Origin of the sequence: Orrella sp. 11846, assembly GCF_048820935.1 — a bacterium.
GTDB lineage: Bacteria > Pseudomonadota > Gammaproteobacteria > Burkholderiales > Burkholderiaceae_B > Algicoccus.
In genome coordinates, this window is record NZ_JBMERD010000010.1 from 1 (window position 1) to 26,024 (window position 26,024).

The following is a 26,024-nucleotide window of genomic DNA, read 5'->3' on the forward strand; positions in this document are numbered from 1 at the left end:
CTAGGTCGGACATTGTTTTGTTGTCGCAGCTTTAGCTTGGGACGTTCATGTCATTTGTTTATGATGCGATGTTCTAATTAAACTTAACTCGGAAATCTTGACCTAAACTGCTCGAAATATTCAGTTCGGATCCGCAAGTCAAATGGTGTTGAAAAGGCCCATTCGGTGGGAAGCGGATACAAATACGATATTTAAAAAATTATCAGTATGTTGAAACATGTTCGTCAAATCGTCTCGAAAGTAGTCCAGGTAGGGCGTTCGACCGTTGAAATCTGGTTACGAGCCCAAGCATTTGTATATGCGGGCTCATTGGCTTTTTTTACGATTTTTTCGCTAGCACCGATTGCACTGGTTGCGGTGACATTGATCGGTTTGGTATTCGGAGAGCGTGCTGCTCAGGGTGAGCTGTTGAGCCAGTTGGAAATCTATATGGGTTCCAATGCGGCTGAAGTGGTGCAAACTGTGATTAGTAATAGCGCGTTAAAGCAAGGCGGTATTCTCACGATTGTAGCTGGTATCGGTGCGATGTTATTTGGTGCAACGACTGTGTTTGCACAATTACAAACCTCTTTAAATTCTATCTGGGGCGTTGCGCCTAAATCCACACAAAGTGGTTGGCGTGTGTATCTGATTCGGCGTCTACTGTCTTTGAGTGTAGTACTTGGCATTGGGCTTGTTTTGTTGTTGTCTATGGGTCTGAGTCTAGGGGTGCGGCTTTTTATGACATGGACACAAGACTGGCTTCCTGGTCAGGAAATGTTGATGCTAGGTGCGGATTGGTTGCTGTCACTGATTGTGATGTCTGCTCTGTTTGCAGCCATCTTTAAAATCTTGCCCGATGTCATTTTGCCTTGGCGATATGTGTTGGTGGGTGCGGTGGCTACGGCGCTGATGTTTATTGTCGGTCGTTCGATGATTTTGACGTATTTGTCGCGCTCTGAAACACATTCGGCTTATGGCGCTGCGGGATCACTCGTATTACTCTTGCTATGGGTGTATTACTCTTCGTTGATTTTGTTTGCAGGTGCTGCATTGACGCGAGCTCTGGCGCAGTTGAAAAATGTTCGCATAGAGCCTAGAAAAAGTGCCACACATGTCGTTCGTGAATTAGCGTCATAACTTATATAATATTTCTTGTTTCAGTACTTACCCTTTGATACTTGAAAAACGCTTGACCTGAGTAAGGCGTTTATGCAGACTGTTAGTAGCACGCGGCATATAAGGTGTCTTTTAGACGTGCAGTCGAGAATAATCAGGGAGACAACGTTATGAAACAAAAGCAGCGATCCACGCTGATTCTAAGTTCACTGCTGTTAAGTGGTGGCTTGTTTTTTCAGGCACAAGCAATCGGTCAAACCTTACCGCCGACCATGAACTGGTCATCGTATGACGTGGGTTCGGCGGGCTACGCCGAAGCTTCGGCAATGGCAGATGCGTTTGGTAAAAAATATGGTACAAAAGTTCGAATCCAACCTTCTGGTTCAGCGATTGGACGTCTGCAGCCGATTATTCAGAAACGCTCAGATGTCGGCTTTCTAGCTACGGAAACCTTTTTCGCAACAGAAGGTACGGAAGATTTTGCAGCTAAACGCTGGGGTCCTCAGGATTTACGCGTGATCGCTGGACGTCCTGCAGGCCTGGGCTTACCAACAGCCAAAGATGCCAACATTAAGACGTTTGATGATCTTCGTGGCAAACGATTGGCATTTGTTGCAGGCAACCCGTCTCTGAACGTGAAATGCGAAGCCTATATTGGCTTTGGCGGTCTGACTACAGATGATGTGCAAGTAATTATGTTTCCGACCTACGCTGCAGCCATGAGCTCGATTGCTGCGGGCCAATCCGATGCAACTTGTACCACAACAACGCCCAGCCAAATGTATGAGTTGGCCGAATCACCACGTGGTATTCACTGGTTAGAAGCGCCGATTGAAGATGAGAAAGGTTGGGAGCGGATGCGTTCGCTGGCACCATTTTTTGGACCGATGGTTGAAACAATTGGCGCTGGAATCTCTGAAGATAAACCTGTGCACATCATGTCCTATCGTTATCCGGTCATGACTGTTCGTGCCGACATGAGTGAGGATGATGTCTATGCGTTTACCAAAGCGATGGATGAAACCTACGATATGTACAAAGATGCGACAGCGATTATGCCGCGTTGGGCTTTGAACGAAGCCGGTGTGCCACCTATCGATGCGCCATTCCATCCAGGTGCGATTCGTTATCTGAAAGAAAAGAATCTTTGGACGGATGACATCCAGAAATGGCAAGATGCTCGTTTGAATCGTTTGAATGCATTGATCGCTGCATGGGATGAAACCATGAAAACAGGTAAAGATCTTCCCGATGAGAAGTTTGCTGAACTGTGGGAGAAAAATCGTCAGGCAGCTTTGGCTTCTTTAAATTAATGATCTAACTGATGTGAAGAACGGGGATTGTGGCGATTGATCAAGACAACCCTCGTTTTAAACTTCAAAAATAAATAACCCGAACTGATCTGATTGGTTCGGGTTATTTATTTGAACGATCTGTTGTTACAAATAAGGTGTGGCCAGCCAGATTAAGCGGTTTCTTAAGCGAATGCCGAAGGGCTTGGCCTGTAACGCTTCAAGGGTGACTTGATGGGCCGTTGCAATGCTTTGGTCAATCCGTGCTTCGATCTGTTGGGTGAGCGCTGCATTGTAAACTTCAAGATCGAGTTCAAAATTTAGACGTAAGCTGCGTGGATCGAGGTTCGACGAGCCTGCGTAGGTCCAAAAGCCATCGACTGTCATGAGTTTGGAGTGATCGAACGTGCCTGAAGAAGCCCAGATCCTGACGCCCTCTGCCACCATTTGATCTAATTGCGCATCCATGGCTGCGCTCACGAGCTTGAGGTTGTTATTGCCAGGAATGACTACATCGACAATGACACCTCGGCGCGCGGCTGTTGTGAGAGCGCCGATTAAAACAATGTCGGGCAAGAAATACGGCGATTGAATGCGCACATGGTGTTTGGCGGTCGATAAAGCGGCCATGACCATGTGTTGGTTGCTAGCCAAGGTTTTATCGGGTCCAGATGGCACAACACGAATCGCTGTATTCTCGGTTTGTACAACGCTGTTGATCGAGCTAAACCATTTTTCACCGTCGAGCCGCTCAGAGGTTGTAAACTCCCAGTCATGTGCGAAACTGTCCATGAGTTGACGTGTGGCCGGTCCTCGAATTCTGAAATGCGTATCGTGAGTCATCGCATCCTTGCCAAACTCGCTGGTAAAGCTTTCACGGATATTCATCCCACCTGCTAAAGCTAGTTCACCATCGACGACAAGGACTTTGCGGTGACTGCGTAGATTGGCATAAGCAAGTCGCATACCCATGGCCGTGGGTAAAAAAAGTGCGGCTGGAATGCGATGCTCACGCAAGAGCTGAATGATGGGTGGACGGGAATATTTCGAACCCACAGCGTCAATTAAAACCCGCACTTCAACGCCGCGCTCTTGCGCAGCGACCAATGCCTTGGCGATTCGCTCGCCCATGTGGTCATGGTCAAAAATGTAGCTTTGTAAAGCGATCGATTTTTTGGCTTGGTAAATTGCATTGAGCATCGCGGGATAAGTTTGATCACCTCCATTGAGTAACTCAATGGCATTGCCTTTGAGTAGAGGGTAGCGTGAAATAGAGTCACCGGCTTTGAGCATGGCATGGGTTTGTTCGGGCCAGGCTTCAGGGCATTCTCGAACTTCCAGTTGCTCAATCAGCATCAGATCGTGTTCAGCCAGTACGCGTTGTTGTGTGACACGCTCTTGCCGTATTCGGTTGATCCCTGCGAAAAAGTAGAAAATTGCACCTAATAATGGTGAAAAGATGACAATCGCAACCCAACCAATCGCGGCTCTGACATCATCCTTCGTCATGGCGGCGTGGATAGCCGCTGCCACGCTGGCGGTCAAGGTGACGATCAGAACGACATGTGGCCAGTAGTTTTGTAGAAACAGATGAAAATCGTCAGAAAATTCCACAGTGCTTTATTGCTCCTGAGTGAGGGTATCAGTCAAAATCTACGGGATTGACGTTTGTTGATTATCGCCGATTGAATGAGATGACAGGGAAATATAAATACTCTGTCAGTCCTACGATGCAATTTGACTAAGAAAAACGGGGTATGTTCATTTGAACATACCCCGATGAGCTTCAAAGATGAAGTTTTAGAAGGAGCCGAAGATTGTACCCAATGCAATCACACTGACGAGTGCAACTAGTGGGAAAATCATGGTGATCATGGCGATATTCAGATAGGACTGACGGTGACTGAGGTTGCAAATCGCCAAAAGGGTAATGATGGCGCCGCAGTGAGGCAGGGTATCGAATCCACCCGCAGCCATCACAGCAACTCGGTGCAGCAGTTCAGGGCTAATGCCAAATTCCATCCCCATGCGCAAGTAGTCTTCACCCAGCGTGGCCAGCGCAATACTCAAACCACCTGAGGAGGAGCCAGTAATACCCGCCAAAACGTTCATGGCAACTGCTTCTGAAATCAGTGGGTTGGTTGGGCTGACGTTCAGAACAGCATCCCGAATGATGGCAAAACCAGCCAGACCGGCAATCACAGATCCATAACCGACTTCACTGGCGGTGTTGAACAGGGGTAGCATAAAGCCAAACACTCCTTTGTTGACTGTCATGCGCAGGTCTTCCCAGTGTCCAAGGCGACTTACAATCAGCGTCGTGCAGGCGACAACCAACGCAAGAATCAGTGCCCACAAACCGACGATTTTCTGGGGAACAATGTTTGGAAATGCATCCGTGACAAAGCTCAGATCCATTTTAGGAAACACAACGTAGGTGAGCAATGCGTTTACACCAATGACCATAATCAGTGGCAAAGTTGCTAACCATAAAGGCATGGGTTTGGTGGTTGTATCAGAGCTTGCGAGATTGATTTCTTCATCGCTGTCAGGCAACTCAACTGGCGTTTCATCAGGATGTGTGCCGTAGCCTTCACCGGCTAAACGTGCTTTTTTGGCACGATTTTCAAGCCACCACAAACCACCCGCAAACATGATGATCGCACCGATGATACCCAGACCTGGGGCAGCAAATACGTTGGTTCCAAAGTAGGGAATGGGAATGGCATTTTGAATGGCCGGTGAACCGGGCAAGGCGGTCATGGTGAAGGTAAATGAGCCCAGCGCAATCGTTGCAGGAACCAGACGCTTGGGAATATCGGCGACTCTAAACAGGTCTTTGGCAATTGGGAAGATCGCAAACGCTACGACAAAGAGAGACACCCCCCCATAAGTGAGGATGCCGCACGCAATGACGACTGTGATGATGGCTTGACGGTGTCCGAGTTTTTCGACAATCCAGTTCGAGAGGCTGCTTGCAGCACCCGAATCGGCCATGAGCTGACCAAATAGAGAGCCCAGCAAAAAGATTGGCAAGAACTGAATGACGTAATTACCCAGCGCCTTCATGAAGGTCTCGGAATACATCGGTAAAAACAGCCCAATATCACCAGAGAGCAAAACGGCCAAACCTGCCATGAGCGGGGCCAAAATTAAAACCGTGATGCCCCTGTAAGCCAGAAACATCAACAAGACCAACGAAACAACAATAGCCAGGGTACTCATGCGTAAATTCCTTTCGCAGAATAAAAGAATCCCAGATCCTAAAAAATAGTTTGAAGGAGTAATCGTAGACGATTTGGCGCGCAAGTCAAGGAATACATGGCTTACGCGTGTTTTGTATGGGGTGAAATAGGATGGGCATTGAGCCAAAAAAGTGGCTATTAAAGATTGCGTGTAGGCGTTGTGTAGCAGTTTTGCGTAGAAGCGAAGAGTCTATCTTTAAGAGGATTTTGTATAAAACTGTATAAACCTTCAATCGGAGTCACGATAGGCACTTCCGATCGAAGGTGGGTCTGAGTATTTTGATTGAGGGTTGTTTTTTGCTTGTTTTTTAAGCTGTTGGCTTTTTTCTCATGAGTGCTGAGCGCAGGCAGATGCAAACGACCTCATCACGTTGGTTGATTCCGCGGTGCTCAAATTCCACAATTCCAGCTTTGGGACGTGATTTGCTTTCACGCAGGGATTTGACCGTGGTTTCGACTCGAATCGTGTCCCCGTGAAAGACAGGTGCTGGAAAGCGGGTGTCTTGCATGCCTAGATTTGCAACGGTTGTGCCTAGTGTTGTGTCAGCGACGGAAATTCCAATGACCAGTCCCAGCGTAAATAAGCTATTGACCAGCGGTTGACCGAACTCTGCTTTTTTGGCGTATTCGAAATCAATATGCAAAGGCTGCGGGTTGAGTGTCATGTTGCAAAACAACATGTTGTCCATCTCGGTAATGCTGCGGGTCAGCTCATGGCGAAAGACTTGCCCGACTTCAAACTCTTCAAAGTGTAAACCGGCCATTTTTGGCTCCTCAGAGATTGTCTGAAAAAAATATTTAAACGCGATTTAATAAGATTTGGGTAGACCCAGTACACGCTCAGCGATATAGCACAACACCAACTGGGGGCTGACAGGCGCAATTCGAGGAATCATGATCTCACGCAGATAACGCTCCACCTGATATTCCTTGGCATATCCGTAACCGCCGTGCGTCATCACAGCTTGCTGACATGCATTAAAGCCTGCTTCAGCTGCGTAATATTTGGCGGCATTCGCTTCTGCACCACAAGGTTTGCCTTGGTCATAGAGCGTGGCTGCCTGGAATACCAGTAGATGTGCAGCTTGGAGTTCGATCCAATTCACAGCCAGCGGATGCTGAATCGCTTGGTTCATACCAATTGGACGATTAAAGACAACTCGTTCACGAGCGTATTGAGTCGCTCGGTTAAGCGCAGCGCGCCCCAAGCCGACGGCTTCAGCTGCAATCAGAATGCGTTCAGCATTCATGCCATGCATGATGTAACGAAAACCTTGACCTTCTTCACCAATCAGATCGTCAACAGGAACTGGCAGATTGTCGATAAAGAGCTCATTGGTGTCGACAGCCGAGCGACCCATTTTGGGGATTTCTTGGGCGGTCACATACTTGCGATCCAAATCGGTATAAAACAGGCTTAAACCCTCGGTTGGGCGCTTGCACTCTTCGAGTGGCGTTGTGCGCGCGAGGATGAGCATTTTGTTGGCGACTTGAGCGGTTGAAATAAAGACTTTAGTGCCGCTGATGATGTAGTGATCACCTTGGCGATCAGCTCGCACTTTAAGTTGTGTAGTGTTCAAGCCCGTATTGGGTTCTGTCACCGCAAAACAGGCTTTATCAATCCCTTCGACGAGTGGTGGCAACATTCTTTGTTTTTGCTCTTCTGTGCCAAACTCGACCACCGGATTGAGTCCAAAAATATTCATGTGTACGGCAGATGCGCCGCTTAAACCTGCGCCTGACTCACTGATGGCTTGCATCATGATAGCAGCCTCAGTAATGCCTAGTTCTGAGCCTCCGTAGGCTTGTGGAATGCAAATACCAAGCCAACCATCACGGGCGAGTGTCTGGTGAAAGTCATGCGGAAAACCACCTTCATTGTCTTTGCGTAACCAGTAATGCTCATCAAAGGGTTCGCAGAGTTTGAGGATGGCGTCACGGATGGTTTGTTGATCGTCGGAGAATGAGAAGTCCATATTCGTATTTCCTTTTTGGGACTGAAATTCGATCTTTAAAGTGTTGCCTGCCAATGGTTGTCCAACTCACTCAGGGATGCGCAGATATCCATGCCAGACGAGGAATTTCTGATTCAGACAAGCATAAGGCAAAGAACAAGATTGCAGCACGTTTTACCAAGATTGGTTTAAAAGTTTTTGATTAATGACTAAGCGTTTTGAATAAAGACGGACTCCCACAGGGTTTGAATAGCTTGGCGTGCTTGCGCCAGAGTTTGCTGATCTTGGGGAGCGCGTTCCTGACCTTGCAAACGCAAAGCATGCTGATGCTTGCGTAATATTCGATAGGCTTCGATGGCTTGATGCGTCAGTTCGGCGCGCGTTAAACCCAGCTGAGCACAGATTTTTAGGAGGGCGTTGTTACCAAGGTTTGCAATGAGTTCAGGATGTGCGTGTGCATCACGCAACACAAGGTATTGCGTGATGAATTCAAGATCAACCATCCCACCGTCGTCGTGTTTAAGATCGAATTGATCACTCAGATTTGGATGGCCCGCAGTCAGTTTATGGCGCATTTCAATGATTTTTTGCATGAGTTCATCTGGATTTCTTTGAATAATCAAAATGTCCTGACGAATACGCTCGAATTGAGCACCAATACCTTCATGACCCGCTACAAACCGTGCGCGTGTCAGTGCCTGATGCTCCCACACCCAGGCGTGATGGCGTTGGTAGTCTGCAAATGAATCAACTGAAGCTACGAGTAGACCTGCATCGCCTTCAGGCCGTAGTCTCAAATCGACAGCATAGAGTCGCCCTGATGATGTCAACGTGGACAACCAGGAGGTAAGACGGCTAACCAAGCGAGCGTAAAATATCGGGGCTTGTTCGTGTGCGTCTTCGTAAAGAAAGACCAAATCTAGATCGGAGGCATAGCCCAGCTCTTTGCTGCCCAGTTTACCGTAAGCGATGATGGCAAACTGAGGTTCTTCAGGGGCTTGAGGCATGCGCTCGCGCACTAGAGTCCAGGTGCAATGTAGAGCATGCTTTAATATTAAGTCGGCCAGCTCAGATAAATAATCTGCCAATCTTTCCACTGTCAGAATGCCAGCTAAATCCTGTGCGAGCAACTGAAATGTGATTTGATGCTGGATATCACGCATCAGATTCATTTGGCTTTCCACGTCGGGTTTGCCATCAGGCAGGACACAGGCTTGTAAATCAGCGTGTAAATTCTGGTCAATCTGTACAAAGTCAGGTGGCAGAACCAGCGTCTCCCAATCAATCAGCCGATTGAGCACAATTGGGTGGCGCAAAATGTATTGCAACGCCCAAGGGCTGGCGCCGATCAGCATGGCGGCACGTGCAATCGTCAGCGGGTATTCGGTGAGCAGGGCCAGATAGGCACTGCGTTGTGCCACTGCTTCAATGAGGTTGAGTAAACGGATGCAAGTTGTTCGGGGATCATCGGTTTCTAAAGCAGCCTGCAGGATACGAGGAACTAAAGCCTGAATTCGAGAACGGCTTAGTGCATTGAGCCGCTGCATGCGGTGGCTATTTAAAAAGTCATCTAAGGTCTGTCGGATGTCTTGCTGATCGTGCGTAAACTGCGCCAGTAAAGCGTCTTGAGATAGATTGTTGGTCTGGCTAGGTAAGTGCTGTGCGGGATCGGGTGCTTGCGTAATCGGCGTTGTTTGTGGGAGAGCGTCTGCTTGGGATGTCGTGATCTCAGTCTCATCGTTGAGTGTTGACGCATCAGGCACACCAGCCAATCGAAAAGCATTACGAAAAATTACTTCAACCCGTTTACGATGGGCCTTCAATGTTTTTTGAAACAACTCAGGGGTTAAACCCAATGTTTGGGCCAATTGTGCAAGACGTTGCGGCTCATCGGGCAATAAATGGGTTTGTTCATCTTCGCGATACTGTAAGAAATGTTCCAAGCGTCTCAGGAACCGGTAGGCTTGCTCCAGATGTGTAGCCACGCGTTCGGGCATGACACCGGCACGCACTTGTGCGGCGAGTGCATCCAAGAGACCGGTTTGTTGCAAGCCCGGCATATTACCACCGCGAATTAGTTGGTTGAGTTGGACTACAAATTCGATTTCTCGGATCCCACCATCACCTAATTTGATGTTGTGGTGAGAATCGAGTCCAGCGCGGGCATTGACCTGACGTTGCCAGTCTGTGCGAATTTGTTCACGCAGGCTGCGTAACGACTCCAGCGCATCAAAATCAAAATACTTGCGGTAAACGAAGGGGCGCCGCAAGCTTTCTAATCGTTGCAAGGACAGTTTGGGGGCACTATCAGCCCAAGCTTTGGTGCGAATCACCCGTGCTTTGATCCAGGCATATCGTTCCCACTCCCGACCTTGTGTCTTAAGGTACTTCTCAAACGCAGACAGACTCCAGACCAAAGCGCCTGACTGGCCATCGGGTCGTAATCTTAAATCGGTGCGAAACACTTGGCCATTGGCATCGAGCTCAGACAGAATGGGCATCATCAAACGCGTGACCTTGCTGTAGTATTCCTGAAACGAAATGGGTTTGTCTCCATCAGTTTCCCCATCACTGTCGTAGAGCATGATGAGATCAATGTCGGAAGAGACGTTCAGTTCTCGACCTCCGAGCTTGCCCATGGCGACCAAGATCATTTCTTGCGGTAAGCCAGTTTTGAGGTGACGAGGGATGCCGTGGCGGATAGAGACCTGATGAGCGGCTGTGCGATAAGCCTGTGCCACGCATAAATCAGCCAGAGCACTCATAGCGCCCGTGACTTCCTCAAAAGTGGCTAGTCCACCGATGTCACGCACCATCAGGGCAAAGAACACTTGCTGGCGTAATGTACGCAGCGTTTGACGACAAGCAGCATTGTCGAGGTAATCACCCGGCTGTGTGTTGCCGCCCAGTGCTTTAAACCATTGCTCAATGCGCGCGTTGTTAACAGGTGTTTGGCAATGATTTAACAACCACTGTTCGAAGTTTGGGTTTTGTGCGATTCGTCTGGACAGGACCGCGGACCATTGTTGACTGGCTTGTAAGTAATCGAGTGGTAAGTTGTTTTTAAGCACTGAATATTTCGTCCGGGGCGGTTTTAAAGTCTCTGAAACTATGAAACAGGCTAACCTTAAACGTATTGGTGAATTTTATGAAGTGGTCTCTATGCCGTTGCGCGTCATAAAAAAACTTTTACGTTACTTATTTCTGCTACTGATTGTCGTTTATTTTTCAGTGGCAGGGGTCTTGTTGATTTCTAAATACTGGTTTTTACCCAGAATTGACAATTGGCGCCCCGAAATTGAAGCCTCCCTCCAAGATGCGTTGGGCGTCAAAGTAGAGCTTGGTGAAATTAAAGCGCAATGGCAAGGCTTGTCGCCTTCTTTCGAGGTGTACGATCTTGCGTTATTTGATAAACAGGGTTTTAAAGCACTGACGATTCCAAAGGTTGACAGTGTGTTTTCTGCATGGCGTTCCTTAACGGCCTTCGAGCCCGTGTTTGATTCGATCAATATTCAACGTCTGGCCATTGTGGCGCGTCGAGACCTCGACGGCAAGATTTATGCCGCTGGGTTTGAATTGGATGCGGCTGATGATGCTCAAGACAATACAGACACTCCCGAAGAAGTGGATACACGCGAATGGTTTGAGCGTGAGCCCATCCGATGGTTGCTTGCTCAGCGTTTAATCAATTTGGACAACGCCATGATTGTTTGGATTGATCAGTCACGTCATGTGTCACCGCTTAAGGTTGAAAATATTTCCGCATCACTTTTGAATCGCACACGCTCGCATCGGATCGGCGCAACGCTCACACTGGATTTACCAACTAAACCCACTTTGGAAGTGATGTTTCGAAGCGCACGTTTGGGTTCGGTGTTTGGTATGCCTGGAAAGAAAGAGATTGATGGGCAGATCTACGTCAATTTGAATGAGTTTGAACCGTCACAGCTGAATCGCTGGTTTGATGTGCCTGAAATCAAAGGTCAGTTCGCTTTGCGTTCTTGGCTGGATTTGACACAAGGTAAGCTCAATCGGATTACCTTCGATATGGCGGGTGCTGGTGTGGCAGTCGATGAAACAGTCATCGATTCGACCCAAATTGAGGCTGAGCAACTGGCGCTACATCTGGACAGTTCAATTGCATCATTCTTGTCCGTCAGTGAGTATGGGGATTTTGTGGCAAAGCCGATAACACTCGGACCTGCCAATATCAATTTTCAGGCACAAGACCTTCGAGTGACACCACCTGCCGATATGATCGGTGAATTGAAGTTTGAAACGGTGGCACTACAAAGTAAAGTGCGTCGCCACCCAGATCAGCAATACACGGTCGCTGTCGATCAATTGGAAGCTGTGACACCGGATGGCAAAGTCTCTTTGGCGGGTTCTTGGAGAACGGATGAGAGCTCTGCTGCGGGCTTTTTGGATGCATCGGGCAAGGTTTCAGACTTTAAATTAAATCGCCTTTATCACTACCTACCCGCAGAGATTGGGGAGGATGTGCTGGACTGGATGCGATTAGCTTTCTTGCAGGGTGAGGTGCCCCAAGCCGCATTTGTGGTGAAGGGTCCGTTAATTGACTTTCCTTTTGAGTCGACACAGGAAGGCGTCTTTACGATTGATGGTAGCGTGCGCGATTGGCACGTTGATTATGGACCACCTGAAGATACCCAATTGGGTTGGCCGGCAGTGACAGATTTGCAGGGCCAGTTTAGTTTGCATCAGAATCTCCTGTCTGCGACTACGCAGGGCGGACACCTTGTATTGCCTGGTCAAGGGCAGCTTGAAACCAAACGCATCGAAGCCACGATCGATCAGTTGTATAGCGAGCCCGTGCTTGAATTGCGGGCAAGTACAGAATCGGATGGGGCCAATTACTTGACCGCACTGAATCAAACTGCTTTATCTGAGTTTGTACCGGAGATGATTAGGGATCTGCGAGGTCAAGGAAATTGGGCGATGGATCTTGATTTGACATTGCCACTTGAGGATATGGAGGACGTGCAATTTAAGACGACTCTGAACTTGCAAGGTGGGCGGGTCGGTTTGGTTGATCTACCCATGTATGAAGAAGTGACCGGAAAGTTTGTGGTAGATAATCAGGGCTTTTCGACTGAAGGCCTGACGGGTGAGATGTTGGGTGGCAAAACCACCGTCAAAGGTTCGTTTGGTGATGCCAGTAAAGATCTGAAAATTGAGGGCAATATAGGGATGGGGCCGCTGTTGAAGTTTGCCCAAATGCCGTCGCTTAATGATTGGATGCGAGGCACGATGCCATTTAACGTGCAAGTTAAAGCTGCAGCGCCTGACAGCGAGTCTCTAAACATTGTGGCCGAATCATCTTTGAGTGGTGTCCAATTGCTCTTTCCTGAGCCGCTCACACTAGCCAGTGGCACGGCCTTAACAACCCGATTGGACTGGACGATTGATCCAGACAGTAATTCAGTCGGTCAAGGGACATTAAGGCTGGGCGATAGAATTCAGATTCGCGGCGTGGGATCTAAAAATGGTCAACCCAGTGTTTTGCAAACGGTGGCAATTGGTGTGAGTGCACCACCTCCAAGTAGTAATGACGGTTTGAATATTGCAGTCAAAACACCCTCTTTGAGTGCGTCTTCTTGGCACGATGTGTACAATTCGATTGCGCCAGATCTGGATAAAATGCCGCAAAGTTCTGGGCCGAGTTTGATGCCCGCTTTGCGTGTCGTTACGTTGAGCAGTCCAACTGTACGCTGGGATGACACAGTGCTGAATCAGGTTCAAGCGACCCTTAAAGTTGATGCGGGCGATCAGTATGCAGCGGACTTTGAGTCCAAGCAAACTAGTGGCCAGGTTCGTTGGAAAATGCGTCATGGCGAAGTCGATGGTCGTATGGTGGCCAAACTGTCACGTTTGCACCTAGGTGAAGATTCGCCCGAAAAGGCTCAGACTGAAAAAACAGCCTCTCCTGAGAAAAAGAAACCCGAATTGCCCACCGAAGAAACCTTGTCATCGGTTCCGCCTCTTGACTTGATCGTGGATGATTTGGTGTTACACGGTATGGATTTGGGTAAGCTCGAACTCAAAGGACAAAATCAAAGTAATAAGAAAAACTGGACGATCGAAAGCCTGACTCTCAATAATCCGGATTTCAACCTATCCATGACGGGTCAATGGCGGTTTGAACACAAAGATCCTGGGATGAATGGCAAAGTCAGTTTGAATGTGATCAATTTGGGTGAAATGCTCAAACGCATGGGACGCCCAGATCTGATTCGTCGTGGTCAGGGTCTGATTACAGCCGATATTGACTGGAAAAACTTTCCATGGTTTTTGGACTTTGAGAACATGAATGGAAAACTTCAGGTTGATTTGTCTGAAGGGGTGTTTGATGAAGTGAATTCGGCCGCGGCGCGTGTGCTGCAGTTGCTGTCTTTGCAATCGTTTAGTCGTTTGCTGGATTTTAATGCCAGTTCATCGGACACGTTTGGTAAAGGCTTTCCATGGAGCACAATCCGTGGTGGCTTGACAGCAGACCGCGGTGTGATTTCAACCAATGATCTGAATATCAATAGCCCGGTGGCCAACATTTCGTTTCAGGGAGGCACAAACCTTAATACTGAGATTTTGGCTTTGAGTGCGACGATTCGACCGAATTTGGACTTGAGTGGTGCCGCGATGGCGACAGGCTTTTTGATGAATCCTATCATTGGTCTGAGTGCATTGGTTGGGCAATATATTCTTAAAAACCCAATCGAACATATGCTGTCATTGCATTACAACATCGTGGGACCTTGGGCGGATCCGCAGATGATTGAGGCTGGGGAAACACCGGATAAAATGCCTGAATCTGACAAAGATGATGAGACTACCGATCTGTCATCTGCTGATGAAGAGACTCAGAAGCAAGCACAAGATACGCATGATTCTGATGGATCAGCGAACTCTGCAGAAGTTGAGCCGCAAACACCTAAAACAGAAGTTTTTCGGATTGAGTTGGGTAGAGAGCCAGAGCTTGTAGAAGGGGGTCTGACACGTGCTGAGCAGCGTGAAAAAGACCGCGCTGAGCAGGCACTTAAACAAGAAAATCAGTAAAACTGTCAGATTAAAAAACGCTCAGAAACAAGTTGCTTCTGAGCGTTTTTTAATTAACTTACATCGAACTAGATTCGTTAGAGATGTTCAACCCGAGTTCTTAGCGTTTCATCAGTTCAAAGAACTCGGCGTTGGTCTTGGTGGACTTCATCTTGTCGAGAATGAACTCCATGGCTTCCACCTCATCCATGTCGTGAATGAATTTGCGCAGCACCCAGATTTTGGGTAACAAATCGGCTTTGATCAGCAGTTCTTCACGGCGTGTGCTGGATTTATTCAGATTAATGGCTGGGTAGATTCGTTTCTCAGCTAAGCGGCGCTCCAGATGAACCTCGGAGTTTCCAGTGCCTTTAAACTCTTCATAGATCACTTCATCCATACGACTGCCGGTTTCGATCAAAGCAGTTCCAATGATGGTGAGTGAACCACCTTCTTCGAGATTGCGCGCTGCCCCAAAAAAGCGCTTGGGACGTTGCAGAGCATTGGCATCAACACCCCCGGTCAATACTTTGCCGGAAGAGGGAACTACAGTGTTATAGGCACGAGCTAGACGCGTAATGGAGTCCAGCAAAATAACCACGTCTTTTTTAAGTTCAACCAGTCGCTTGGCACGTTCGATCACCATCTCAGCAACTTGCACGTGACGAATGGCAGGCTCATCAAATGTGGAGGCTACAACTTCACCACGTACTGTGCGTTGCATCTCAGTCACTTCTTCGGGACGCTCGTCAACCAGCATGACGATGAGGGTTGAATCTGGATAGTTGGTCGTGATGGCGTGTGCAATGTGCTGCATCATCACGGTTTTACCTGACTTGGGTGAGGCCACGATCAAACCACGCTGACCTTTACCAATGGGGGCGAAAATATCCATGATCCGACCGGTTAGGTTCTCTTCGCTTTTGATGTCTCGTTCCAGACGCATCGGTGCATTGGGATGCAAAGGCGTCAGGTTTTCAAACATGATGCGATGTTTGATCAGATCCGGGGCAATGCCGTTGACCTTGTCGACTTTCACCAAAGCAAAGTAACGTTCACCGTCTTTCGGGGTGCGCACTTCACCTTCGATGGAATCACCTGTGTGAAGATTAAAGCGACGAATTTGCGAAGGCGAGATATAAATGTCGTCTGTGCTGGCCAGATACGATGTCTCGGGCGAGCGCAAAAAACCAAAACCGTCAGGTAAGACTTCGAGAACACCGTCGCCAAAGATTTGTTCACCTTGTTTGGCGCGACGTTTCATGATGGCAAACATCAGTTCTTGTTTGCGTAGACGGTTTGCGTTGTCTATTTCGAGGCTTGCAGCCATTTCCAGCAGCTGCGAGACGTGCAGTGCCTTGAGTTCGTTCAGATGCATGAATTCAGGAGAGATAAAGGAATGGAGCCGCTTCGGTGGAGGATGGCGAGACAGGAAAGTGTCTCGCGCAATGGATTGAAACGGCTAATGAAAATTAAACGGACTGGTCAATAAACTCAATCAGTTGTGCTTTAGACAGGGCACCGACCTTTGTGGCGGCGGGCTTGCCGTCTTTAAACACCATGAGTGTCGGAATTCCACGGATTCCAAATTTGGCAGCAGTCTGCGGGTTGTCATCGACGTTCAGTTTGGCGATGGTCACGCGATCACCGTATTCTTTGGCGACTTCTTCCAGAATTGGGGCAATCATTTTGCAAGGACCGCACCAGGCTGCCCAATAATCAACCAGAACGGGCTTGTCTGATGTCAGGACGTCGGTCGCAAAAGAGTCGTCGCTGACGTTCTTGATGTTTTCGCTCATTTCGGCACTCACTGTCTGAAAAGAAAGATGAAAAGGTTTTTAGAAAAAAGCCTGAGGCTCAAGTGAATAGTTTAAGAAAGATTTCTGGCACATAGTGTGCTTGTGACTGTTCTCTGGACAGAATCTGACGATTTGCCAAATTCATGATGACAGTACCGAAGGACTATCAAACCTTGAGACCTTGAAGCTTTTTCAGAGTAATCGTTCCTGAAAGCATACCATCGAATTCATGAACAGTTTTGTTTTTCATGAATTAGCTGCACGCTTTCTGTCTGTCAAAATGACTACGGCAGTGTAATTTCTGTTTGTGCGGTACATGGTTCATTGTGCGCACCGATGCCATTATACCGCGGTGAATTGTTTGTTGTATTTTATTTGCTAAATGCTGTATAAAATAACAGTAAATCAGGTTCGTTGATTGATGTGCGACATGCCAAGGTGCAAGCTTTCTTTGTGCGAGGCACCATGAGCTTAGTCGTGTGTCCAATGAGACTGCGAATCCGTTCAGGTTAAAATTTTCTAAAATGATGTTGTAATCTGCACTGAAAATTGATGATGTCTGTTTTTGTGCGTGCAACGGTCTGTGTGCAATCGCACTCCTAAATTAAGTGTTCTCTGAGAGGTTCTTTTGTCTTCTCCTGTTTATGACGAAGCGTCGATCCAAGTTCTAAAAGGTCTGGAGCCTGTGCGCCAGCGCCCTGGAATGTATACGCGTACAGAAAATCCTTTGCACATTGTGCAAGAGGTGATTGACAATGCAGCCGATGAAGCGCTGGCGGGTCACGCCAAACGAATTGATGTGACTTTGCTGACCGACGGTGGCATTACGGTTGAAGACGATGGTCGTGGCATTCCGGTTGGTTTGCACCCAGAAGAGAAAGTCCCTGTGGTCGAGCTGGTCTTCGGTCGTTTACATGCCGGGGGTAAGTTTGAAAAGCATGCCAAAGAAGGTGCGTATGCGTTTTCAGGGGGATTGCATGGTGTTGGGGTATCTGTCACCAATGCTTTGTCGAAACGGCTGGAATTAACTGTGTGGCGTGATGCTGGTCAGTATGAAATGTGCTTTGAAGAAGGACATGTGACTGAACCCTTAGAAAAAACCGCCACTGTGGGCAAACGTCGCAGCGGCACACGTGTTCGACTCTGGCCACAGGCTAAATACTTTGATAGCGGGCATTTACCACTCAATGACTTGATTCGCCTGTTGCGCAGTAAAGCCGTGTTGTTGCCCGGTGTGGTTGTGACCTTTACCCAAGAAAAATCAGGTGAAACACAAACCTGGCAGTACAAAGATGGTTTGCAAGAGTATCTAGCTTCAGAGATTGATGAAAGCACCTTAATGGTGCCTTTTCTAACAGGCGAGCAGTACGCCGATGCCAATGATGCGTCGTTCTCCGAAGGTGAGGGCGCTCAATGGGTGGTTGCTTGGCGTGATGAAGCGACTGTGTTTCGCGAATCTTACGTCAATCTGATTCCGACACCTGCAGGTGGTACGCACGAGTCTGGATTGCGTGAAGGTTTGTTTCTGGCCGTCAAAAGCTTTGCAGAATTGCATAGCTTGCTGCCTAAAGGCGTGCGACTGTTGGCTGAAGATGTGTTTGCCAAAGTCAGTTTTGTGTTGTCGACCAAAGTGTTGGATCCGCAATTTCAGGGGCAAATTAAAGAGCGACTCAATAGCCGTGATGCCGTGCGTTTGGTGAGCGGGTTTGTACGCCCGAGTCTGGAGCTTTGGCTTAATCAACACGTGGAGTACGGCAAAAAGATTGCCGAAGCGGCGATTCGTCATGCACAAGCGCGTACACGAGCTGCACAAAAAGTTGAGAAACGTAAAAGCTCTGGTGTGGCGGTGTTGCCTGGCAAACTGACCGATTGTGAATCGACCGACATTAGCCGCACCGAAGTGTTTCTGGTGGAAGGGGACTCAGCTGGTGGTTCAGCCAAGATGGGGCGTGATAAGTCTTTTCAGGCGATTTTGCCTCTGCGCGGTAAAGTGCTCAATGCTTGGGAAGTGGATCGGGATCGATTGTTTGCAAACAATGAAATTCACGACATTGCGGTTGCAATTGGCGTGGATCCACATAGTGCTGATGATGAGGTGGATCTAAGTGGTTTGCGTTACGGACGTGTGTGTATTTTGTCAGACGCGGACGTTGACGGCTCTCATATTCAAGTGCTGCTGCTGACGTTGTTCTTTCGTCATTTCCCCAAGCTTGTGGAACAAGGCCATCTGTTTGTTGCACGTCCGCCGCTGTTCCGTGTGGATGTGAGTGCACAAGGCAAACGGCCAGCTCGCAAATTCTATTGTTTGGATGAAGGCGAGCTTGAAGCATTACTTGAACGATTGCGACAAGAAGGTGTGCGTGAGCAAGCCTGGCGCATTGGTCGCTTTAAAGGTCTGGGTGAAATGAGTCCTGAGCAGCTTTGGGAGACGACGATGAATCCAGATACACGCCGTTTGCTACAAGTGTCTTATGGAGATCTTGGCTTTGATCAGACCCGTTCGCTCTTTACGATGCTGATGGGTAAGGGTGAATCCGCGCAAAGGCGGCTGTGGATCGAAGAAAAAGGCAATTTGGCGCAAGTCGATCTCTGATTTCAAACCGTAAAAAGGTTTTTTATACATGACTGATGGTTTTCAAGGTTCATTGTTTGAACCCGATTCTGAGGAAACGCTCACGCTAGGGCTGTATGCCGAGCAGGCGTATTTAGATTATGCCGTGTCTGTGGTGCGTGGCCGTGCTTTGCCCGATCTGGGTGATGGTCAGAAACCTGTGCAGCGCCGCATTTTGTACGCTATGCAGGCAATGGGACTGGGCGTTGGTGCAAGACCCGTGAAGTCAGCGAGGGTGGTGGGTGATGTGCTGGGTAAGTTTCATCCACACGGCGATCAGGCGGCTTACGACGCGCTGGTTCGTATGGCGCAGTCCTTTAGTTTGCGTTATCCCTTGATTGATGGTCAGGGTAACTTTGGGTCGCGTGATGGGGATAATGCCGCTGCGATGCGTTATACCGAAGCACGGTTAACCCCGTTTGCACGACTGTTGTTAGACGAAATTGATGAAGGTACGGTTGATTTCATTCCAAATTACGATGGCAGTCAGCAAGAGCCAGTCACATTGCCCGCCCGTTTGCCGATTATGCTGTTAAACGGTGCTTCTGGCATTGCCGTGGGGATGGCCACAGAAATCGTGTCGCATAATTTGACTGAGGTTGCCAATGCATGCGTGGCGCTGATTAAAAATGATCAACTAACCGATGATGAATTGCTTGAGTACATCCCGGGGCCAGATTTTCCAGGGGGTGGGCAAATTATCAATACGAGCGAAGAAATTGCACAGATCTATCGCACTGGTCGAGGTTCCTTGAAAGCGCGTGCGCGCTGGAGTTTTGAAGAGTTTGCACGGGGGCAGTGGCAGCTGGTAATCCATGAATTGCCACCCGGCACATCGGGTCAGAAAGTTCTAGAAGAAATCGAAGACTTAACCAATCCGAAAGTCCGTACAGGCCGTAAATCGCTGACCGCTGAGCAACAGCAAACCCGCACGCTTATGTTGTCCTTACTGGATGCCGTGCGTGATGAGTCTGGTAAAGAAGCCGAAGTCCGGTTGGTTTTTGAGCCTAAGACGTCTCGGATAGATCGTGATGAGCTGGTTAACACCTTGCTGGCGCAAACAAGTCTAGAAACGAATGTGGCTGTGAATTTGGTGTGTGTGGATATCAACGGCTTGCCGCATCAAATGTCGCTGCTTACTATCTTGCAGCAGTGGGTTCAGTTTCGCAGCCAAACCGTTTTGCGACGCAGTCAGTATCGCCTCGAAAAAGTTCTAGATCGCATTCATGTACTTGAAGGGCGCATGATTGTGTATCTGGATGTCGATGAGGTGATTCGCGTCATTCGTCAGTCTGATGAGCCTCGTCAGGATTTGATGAGCACTTTTAATCTGACGGAGCGGCAGGCTGACGATATTCTGGAGATGCGTTTGCGCCAATTGGCCCGCTTAGAGGGCATTCGCATTGAGCAGGAATTGCAGGATCGTCGTCAGGAAGCAGAAAAGCTCCAAGAGTTGGTGGATAAGCCAGCGGCCTTGCGACGCTTGATGATTAAAGAGATTCAAGCCGATGCGAAACAATATGGTGATGAACGTCGCACCTTGATTGAAGTTGCGCAGCGTGCTGTTCTAGAAGTCAAAGTCGTGGATGAACCCGTTACCGTGATCGTCTCCAAGCTGGGTTGGGTGCGCACGCGTCAGGGCTATGGTCATGAAGCTTCGCAATTTAATTTCAAAGCGGGTGATGAATGTTACGGAACCTTTGAATGTCGCACGACCGATCATTTGGTTGCGATTGGTTCGAATGGTCGGGCTTATACGGTGGCGGTGTCATCACTGCCATCGGGACGCAGCGATGGCAGTCCGCTGACGGCCTTGCTAGATTTAGAGCCAGGTACACAACTGGTGCATTATTTAGCAGCTTCTGATCAGACGATTTGGCTTTTGAGTAACTCATCAGGTCTGGGCTTTGAAGCGCCATTTAGAGCGATGCAGTCCAAGCAAAAAGCAGGCAAACAGTTCATGACGCTAGAAGAGGGCGAAACGATTCTGAAGCCGGTATTGTTGTCACAAGCGTCCACTCACGTGGCTTTGTTGTCGTCAAATGATCGCTTGGCCGTGGTGCCTCGTCAGGAATTGCGTAAACTCACGGCTGGTGGGCGCGGCACGGTGATGATCTCACTCGATGAAGATGCCACACTGAGTCAGGTTGCACCATGCGATGGATTGTCATTGCAAATACAGGGTATTTCACGTAATCGTGAGCGTGTCGATACACTCACGGGTGCCACACTGGAAGTCTATCTCACTCGACGTGCCAGAAAAGGTCGAGTTTTAGAGACGCGATTAAAGTCGCCAGTTTTACTTACAACACTTGTGTAACGCTTTAAGTAGATATTGATTAAAGATGACAAATTATAAAATTCGGGTCGAACCCGGTGCGTATGAATTCACCGCAAGGGATGATCAGAGCGTGCTTGATGCGGCACTGGATGCAGGCATTCTTTTACCGTATAGCTGTCGCAGTGGCTCTTGCTCAAGTTGCCGTGGCAAAGTGATTTCCGGCGAGTTTGATGCAGGTAAAGCCCCAGAAGTCGTGTTGGAGCCGCAAGATCTGGAGGCTGGCTATACGCTGTTTTGTCAGGCTCATCCCCGTTCGGATATGGTGATTGAGTCATTACAGGTGCGCTTAGCGACTGATATTGAGGTGCGTAAATTACCAGTTCGAGTCACGCAATTGGCTTTTCCTGTGTCTGATGTAGCAGTTTTGACCTTGCAATTGCCCTCGGCCGATACGTTTCGATATTACCCAGGTCAGTACATTGATTTACTCTTGAAAGGTGGCAAGCGTCGTAGTTTCTCCATTGCGAATGCACCGCAAGACAAAATTGCGAGTTTGGAATTACATGTGCGCCATATGCCGGGTGGTCTCTTTACGGATCATGTGTTTGGTGCCGGTGAAACTGCAATGAAAGAGCGTGAGATTTTGCGCTTTGAAGGCCCCTTAGGTTCATTTTTCTTGCGTGAAGACAGTGATAAACCCATTGTGCTTTTGGCCAGTGGCACAGGATTTGCGCCCATCAAGGCCATCGTCGAAAGACTGATTGCCCTAGAGAGCCAAAGACCTGTTGTGTTTTATTGGGGTGGTCGTCGCCCTCAAGATTTATACATGGATTCATTGGCTCGAGAATGGGAAACGACTTTGCCAAACTTCCGATATATTCCTGTGGTGTCAAATGGTTTGCCAGAAGATAACTGGGAAGGTCGCACTGGATTTGTGCATCAAGCCGTGCTCGATGATCACACTGATCTGAGTGCGTACGAAGTGTATGCCTGTGGAAATCCAGCCATGGTGGAATCGGCGCGTAAGACTTTTAGCGCTCAGGCTCAATTACCGGAAGAAGCATTTTTTATGGATGCGTTTACGCCAGCAGATGATGCAAATGCTGGCTAAGGCTAAACTGATTGCTGTAAGCAGTTAATCCTGCAGGAGACATTTTTATGAAGGTTGTCGTACTTGGCAGTGGCATTATCGGTGTGAGCACTGCCTGGTGGCTTCGCCAAGCGGGCCATGATGTGGTTGTGATTGATCGTGAAACTTCCGCCGGTCTTGAAACATCCTTTGCCAATGGTGCGCAGATATCTGTGTCCTATGCAGAACCTTGGGCCAATCCGCAAGCACCGTTGAAGTTGCTCAAGTGGCTCAATAAAAAAGATGCCCCTTTGCTGTTTCGCCCCCAGTTTGACTGGCGCCAATGGGTCTGGGGTTTGGGGTTCTTGAGAGAATGTTTGCCTTCGCGCTTGAATCGCAATATTGAAGCTATGGTGCGTTTGGCTCAATATAGCCATGAAACGCTCAAGGAGATGCGTCAGACCTTAGACATCTCTTACGATCATCTTGAAAACGGTATTCTGAACTTTTATCAAGACAAAGCGGAGTTTGATGCGTCACAAAAAGCGGCTGACGTCATGCGAGATTTTGGTGTCGATCGTCGGGTGGTGACCGCAGACGAAGTGATTGAAATTGAGCCTGCGCTGGCTCCACACCGCGCCGTGATTGTGGGGGGCGACTATACCGCGAGTGACGAGTCAGGAGATGCGTACCTCTTTACCAAAGGTTTAGCTGAACTCGCACAGGCACAAGGCGTTGAGTTTTTGTATTCCACCCGCATTACGCAAGTGATTCGTGGTGAAAATGGACTCGCACGCGGTGTTGAGGTTGTTCGCAGTGATGGTTGCTATGATGAAGTTCATGGTGATGCCGTGGTGGTCAGTTTGGGTAGTTTTACGCCACAACTGATGCGCCCTTTAGGCATTCATTGCTTGATGTATCCGACTAAAGGATATTCCGCCACTTTCCCGATTCTCGATCCAGACAGAGCGCCGGTTGTGAGCCTGACAGACAGCTCGCATAAAGTGGTTTATACGCGCTTGGGCGACAACATTCGGATGGCAGGGACAGCCGAATTGTCAGGCTATTCCAGAACACTCAATCCTGTGCGCTGTCAGGCAATGACGGATCAAGCCCGAGCGTTGTTTGATGGGGTGCTAGATTTTGATCGGGTTCAGTTTTGGACAGGGCTCAGACCGTCGACACCGTCGAATGTCCCCTTGATTGGAAAAACACGTATTCCAAACTTATATATAAATTCCGGGCATGGCACGTTGGGCTGGACCATGGGGGTCGGTTCCGGACGGGCGATGGCCGACATTGTGAGTGGTTTGAAACCTGAGCCTATCTTTCCGTTTATGGGTATTTGATTGGCTCTCATATAAGTTCATTGGTCTTTGACCGAATCTTTTTTAATAAGGAAGTCGATTGTGAATCAATCAGTTCTTAGTGCAGTGACAGCAGGAATTCTGATGTTGGGGACAGCCACAAGTGCATATGCTGAACCCGTTGAAATAAGTTTATGGTATTCCTTGCACGGACCCAATCGGGCCTTATTTGAAAAAATAGTCGCTGATTTTAATAAACAACAAACGAATGTGAAAGTGGATTTGGATCATTTCTCAACGCAAGAGCGTTTGGTGAATGCCGGTCAAAAAGCCTTGAGTGGGGATCGTAAAAAACCTGATCTGATTCAACTTTTTGACACCCATGCGCCTGAAGTGATTGCCGATCACAAGGCCATGATGCCACTGTATCAGTTGCTAGCCAAATATCCGATTAAGGATGCTTCTTGGTTCCGCTCCAAAACTACGTCATTTGTGCGTGATGCCAAGGGTCAATTGTTGGCATTTCCCATGATGGCTGAAATGCCTGTGATGTTCTACAACTTAGACGCCTATCGCAATGCAGGCCTTGATCCCAATAAGCCCGCAGAGAGCTGGTCTGAATTGCAAGCACATTTGTTGCAGTTGCGTAATGAAGGGAATTCGTCCTGTCCTTATGCATCGAGCCATCAGGTCAATGTGCATTTAGAAAACTTGGCGCCCATGAATGACAAGCTGTATCTCAATCCAGATAACGGCTTTACTGGCAAACAGAGTCCAACGTTTAATTTTGGAACACTGTATATGCGACACTTGTCTTTGATGAGAAGCTGGAAAAAAGTCGATTTAATGGTGCATAGTGCAGATAATGACGAACCGGATGCAAGTTTTGCGGATGGGCGTTGTGCAGTCTTAACGACGACGTCTTCGGCAACAGGTCGTTTGAAGGATTCGGGAGTTCGTTTTGGTGTGGCACCTTTGCCTTTTTATCCCCAAGAAAGTAAAGTGCGTCATGAACCGTTTGTGGGAGGTGGCGCGTTGTGGGTCACCAAAGATCGACCTGCTGCAAACCACAAAGCTGTCGCTGAGTTTTTGCGCTATTTGTCAACGCCTGCTATTGCCGCAAAATGGCATCAGGAAACAGGTTATCTACCACTCACGGACGCAGCGCTGCGAGCTGCCAATGTGTCTTATTACGACAAGACACCGGGTGTGCGCGATATGATTCAAAAAGCCGCTGCAACAAAGCAAAAAGACAGCCGAGGCTTCCGTGCTAGACATTATCCGAAAGCGCGGACTGTGCTTAATGCAGGTTATATGCGTGCCATCACAGGCGAAGTGCCACCGATGGAAGCTTTGCAAACCGCTAAAGCTGCTGCAGATCGAGTGATCAAAACCGGTCAATAAGTTGCTTAGTCTGTGACGCACGCACAGACTAATACCACTGATTTTTTAAAGCCACTGTGTTGAAAAGCACTGTGGCTTTTTCTATTGTTGACCCACACAATTGTCGACGTTTGGGACTCAAGGCATGATGTTGCCTCCATCAGTGAGGTTGAATTATGGCAAAAGCGATTCTGAGTGCTGTGTTGTCTGTGTTGTCTGCCTTGGCTTTGAGTGGATGCGCAAGACATCTGGCGCATGCTCAGCCTGATCCTGATCCCTATCAGCTTGTTGGGGAACCCGATTTTGCCTGGTCGCTCAGTGGAGACCCGCGTGTAGCTCCATTACAAGTGTTTTCTGATGCCTGGCGAATCTGGTTGCAATGGCATCCTGGTCAGCCGGTACCTGCTGTCTTGGTTTTGGAGTTTGGTCAGTGGAAACTGGCACCCGTGCAGACAAAAGGTAAATATTCGATCGTTGAAGGTCATTGGCCGCAAATCCGTTTTCAAGGCGGTGGTCTTAGAGCTGACGCTATTCGGACTAATTTGGCACCTGCGCGACCTGCCGCCGCTGCGCTTGTTAATTCACCGCAAGCCTGCGTTCGGTTCGAAACACATGTCTCAGACGGCACAGTCCGACAGACGCTGGCGCGCTGGGCAAATCAAGCAGATTGGCGCTTTGAGAATAGCCACTGGGCTGTACCGGTCGATGTTCCCGTCACTGCTAAAGCAGGATTCGAGGGTGATTTTCAGACCGCTGTGCGTGGACTGCTCGATGCGGTTCAGATGACAGGTCGTGCATTACAGCCATGTTTCTATAGCAATCAAGTTTTACGGGTGATTTCTGCCAACGAAGTGTGTGATGTCAGTGCACAAACAGCGGGGCGTCCATGATGAGTTTTGCCTCGATTGTGAAACGTTTGTCATTAGTTTTT

Annotated in this window: 16 protein-coding genes; 9 read left to right on the forward strand and 7 right to left on the reverse strand. The window is 48.5% G+C overall.

Translation table 11 applies throughout. The features are described from left to right. Nucleotides 1-207: 207 nt before the first annotated feature. Both ACOI06_RS09485 and ACOI06_RS09490 read left to right on the forward strand, forming a co-directional pair. Nucleotides 208-1,119 carry a YihY/virulence factor BrkB family protein gene (locus tag ACOI06_RS09485; protein WP_420662326.1) on the forward strand — a complete coding sequence of 304 codons (912 nt, stop codon included), beginning with the start codon at nucleotides 208-210 and terminating at the stop codon, nucleotides 1,117-1,119. A gap of 149 nt (nucleotides 1,120-1,268) precedes the next feature. Continuing rightward, the gene (locus tag ACOI06_RS09490) at nucleotides 1,269-2,411 is read left to right on the forward strand and encodes a TAXI family TRAP transporter solute-binding subunit (RefSeq protein ID WP_420662327.1); all 1,143 of its coding nucleotides are present in this window, start codon (nucleotides 1,269-1,271) and stop codon (nucleotides 2,409-2,411) included. A gap of 126 nt (nucleotides 2,412-2,537) precedes the next feature. Here ACOI06_RS09490 and ACOI06_RS09495 read toward each other — a convergent pair whose 3' ends face one another. The 5 genes from ACOI06_RS09495 to glnE form a co-directional block, all read right to left on the reverse strand. Then, entirely contained in the window at nucleotides 2,538-4,004 is a 1,467-nt protein-coding gene (locus ACOI06_RS09495) for a phospholipase D-like domain-containing protein (RefSeq protein WP_420662328.1), read from the reverse strand. Nucleotides 4,005-4,190: 186 nt separating this feature from the next. After that, nucleotides 4,191-5,615: a GntP family permease gene (locus ACOI06_RS09500; protein WP_420662329.1), complete on the reverse strand. Its 1,425-nt coding sequence runs from the start codon at nucleotides 5,613-5,615 to the stop codon at nucleotides 4,191-4,193. Nucleotides 5,616-5,943: 328 nt separating this feature from the next. Then, nucleotides 5,944-6,399 (reverse strand): MaoC family dehydratase, encoded by a 456-nt coding sequence (locus ACOI06_RS09505; protein WP_420662330.1) that lies wholly within the window; start codon nucleotides 6,397-6,399, stop codon nucleotides 5,944-5,946. Between the two features lie 45 nt (nucleotides 6,400-6,444). Beyond that, a complete protein-coding gene (locus ACOI06_RS09510; RefSeq protein WP_420662331.1) occupies nucleotides 6,445-7,611 on the reverse strand; it encodes an acyl-CoA dehydrogenase family protein in 1,167 nt (388 codons plus the stop codon). Nucleotides 7,612-7,799: 188 nt separating this feature from the next. Next, the gene (gene glnE, locus ACOI06_RS09515; RefSeq protein ID WP_420662332.1) at nucleotides 7,800-10,661 is read right to left on the reverse strand and encodes a bifunctional [glutamate--ammonia ligase]-adenylyl-L-tyrosine phosphorylase/[glutamate--ammonia-ligase] adenylyltransferase; all 2,862 of its coding nucleotides are present in this window, start codon (nucleotides 10,659-10,661) and stop codon (nucleotides 7,800-7,802) included. Between the two features lie 40 nt (nucleotides 10,662-10,701). Between glnE and ACOI06_RS09520 the strand changes: the two genes are divergently transcribed. Next, nucleotides 10,702-14,664 carry a YhdP family protein gene (locus ACOI06_RS09520; RefSeq protein ID WP_420662333.1) on the forward strand — a complete coding sequence of 1,321 codons (3,963 nt, stop codon included), beginning with the start codon at nucleotides 10,702-10,704 and terminating at the stop codon, nucleotides 14,662-14,664. 100 nt (nucleotides 14,665-14,764) lie between these two features. Here ACOI06_RS09520 and rho read toward each other — a convergent pair whose 3' ends face one another. Further along, nucleotides 14,765-16,021, reverse strand: a complete 1,257-nt coding sequence (gene rho / locus ACOI06_RS09525; RefSeq protein WP_420662334.1) for a transcription termination factor Rho — start codon at nucleotides 16,019-16,021, stop codon at nucleotides 14,765-14,767. A gap of 94 nt (nucleotides 16,022-16,115) precedes the next feature. Then, nucleotides 16,116-16,442: a thioredoxin TrxA gene (gene trxA, locus ACOI06_RS09530; protein ID WP_420662335.1), complete on the reverse strand. Its 327-nt coding sequence runs from the start codon at nucleotides 16,440-16,442 to the stop codon at nucleotides 16,116-16,118. A 703-nt stretch (nucleotides 16,443-17,145) separates the two neighbouring features. Here trxA and ACOI06_RS09535 point away from each other — a divergent pair. From ACOI06_RS09535 to ACOI06_RS09560, 6 genes are all read left to right on the forward strand, one after another. Further along, on the forward strand, nucleotides 17,146-19,035 hold the full coding sequence (locus ACOI06_RS09535; RefSeq protein WP_420662425.1) for a DNA topoisomerase IV subunit B: 1,890 nt from the start codon (nucleotides 17,146-17,148) through the stop codon (nucleotides 19,033-19,035). Between the two features lie 28 nt (nucleotides 19,036-19,063). Beyond that, complete coding sequence (gene parC / locus ACOI06_RS09540) at nucleotides 19,064-21,373, forward strand: DNA topoisomerase IV subunit A (protein ID WP_420662336.1); 2,310 nt, start codon at nucleotides 19,064-19,066, stop codon at nucleotides 21,371-21,373. A gap of 25 nt (nucleotides 21,374-21,398) precedes the next feature. Continuing rightward, on the forward strand, nucleotides 21,399-22,445 hold the full coding sequence (locus tag ACOI06_RS09545; RefSeq protein ID WP_420662337.1) for a CDP-6-deoxy-delta-3,4-glucoseen reductase: 1,047 nt from the start codon (nucleotides 21,399-21,401) through the stop codon (nucleotides 22,443-22,445). A 47-nt stretch (nucleotides 22,446-22,492) separates the two neighbouring features. Then, nucleotides 22,493-23,752 carry a D-amino acid dehydrogenase gene (locus tag ACOI06_RS09550; protein WP_420662338.1) on the forward strand — a complete coding sequence of 420 codons (1,260 nt, stop codon included), beginning with the start codon at nucleotides 22,493-22,495 and terminating at the stop codon, nucleotides 23,750-23,752. 60 nt (nucleotides 23,753-23,812) lie between these two features. Then, a complete protein-coding gene (locus tag ACOI06_RS09555; RefSeq protein WP_420662339.1) occupies nucleotides 23,813-25,114 on the forward strand; it encodes an extracellular solute-binding protein in 1,302 nt (433 codons plus the stop codon). Nucleotides 25,115-25,269: 155 nt separating this feature from the next. Continuing rightward, complete coding sequence (locus ACOI06_RS09560) at nucleotides 25,270-25,983, forward strand: TcpQ domain-containing protein (RefSeq protein ID WP_420662340.1); 714 nt, start codon at nucleotides 25,270-25,272, stop codon at nucleotides 25,981-25,983. Nucleotides 25,984-26,024 lie beyond the last annotated feature (41 nt).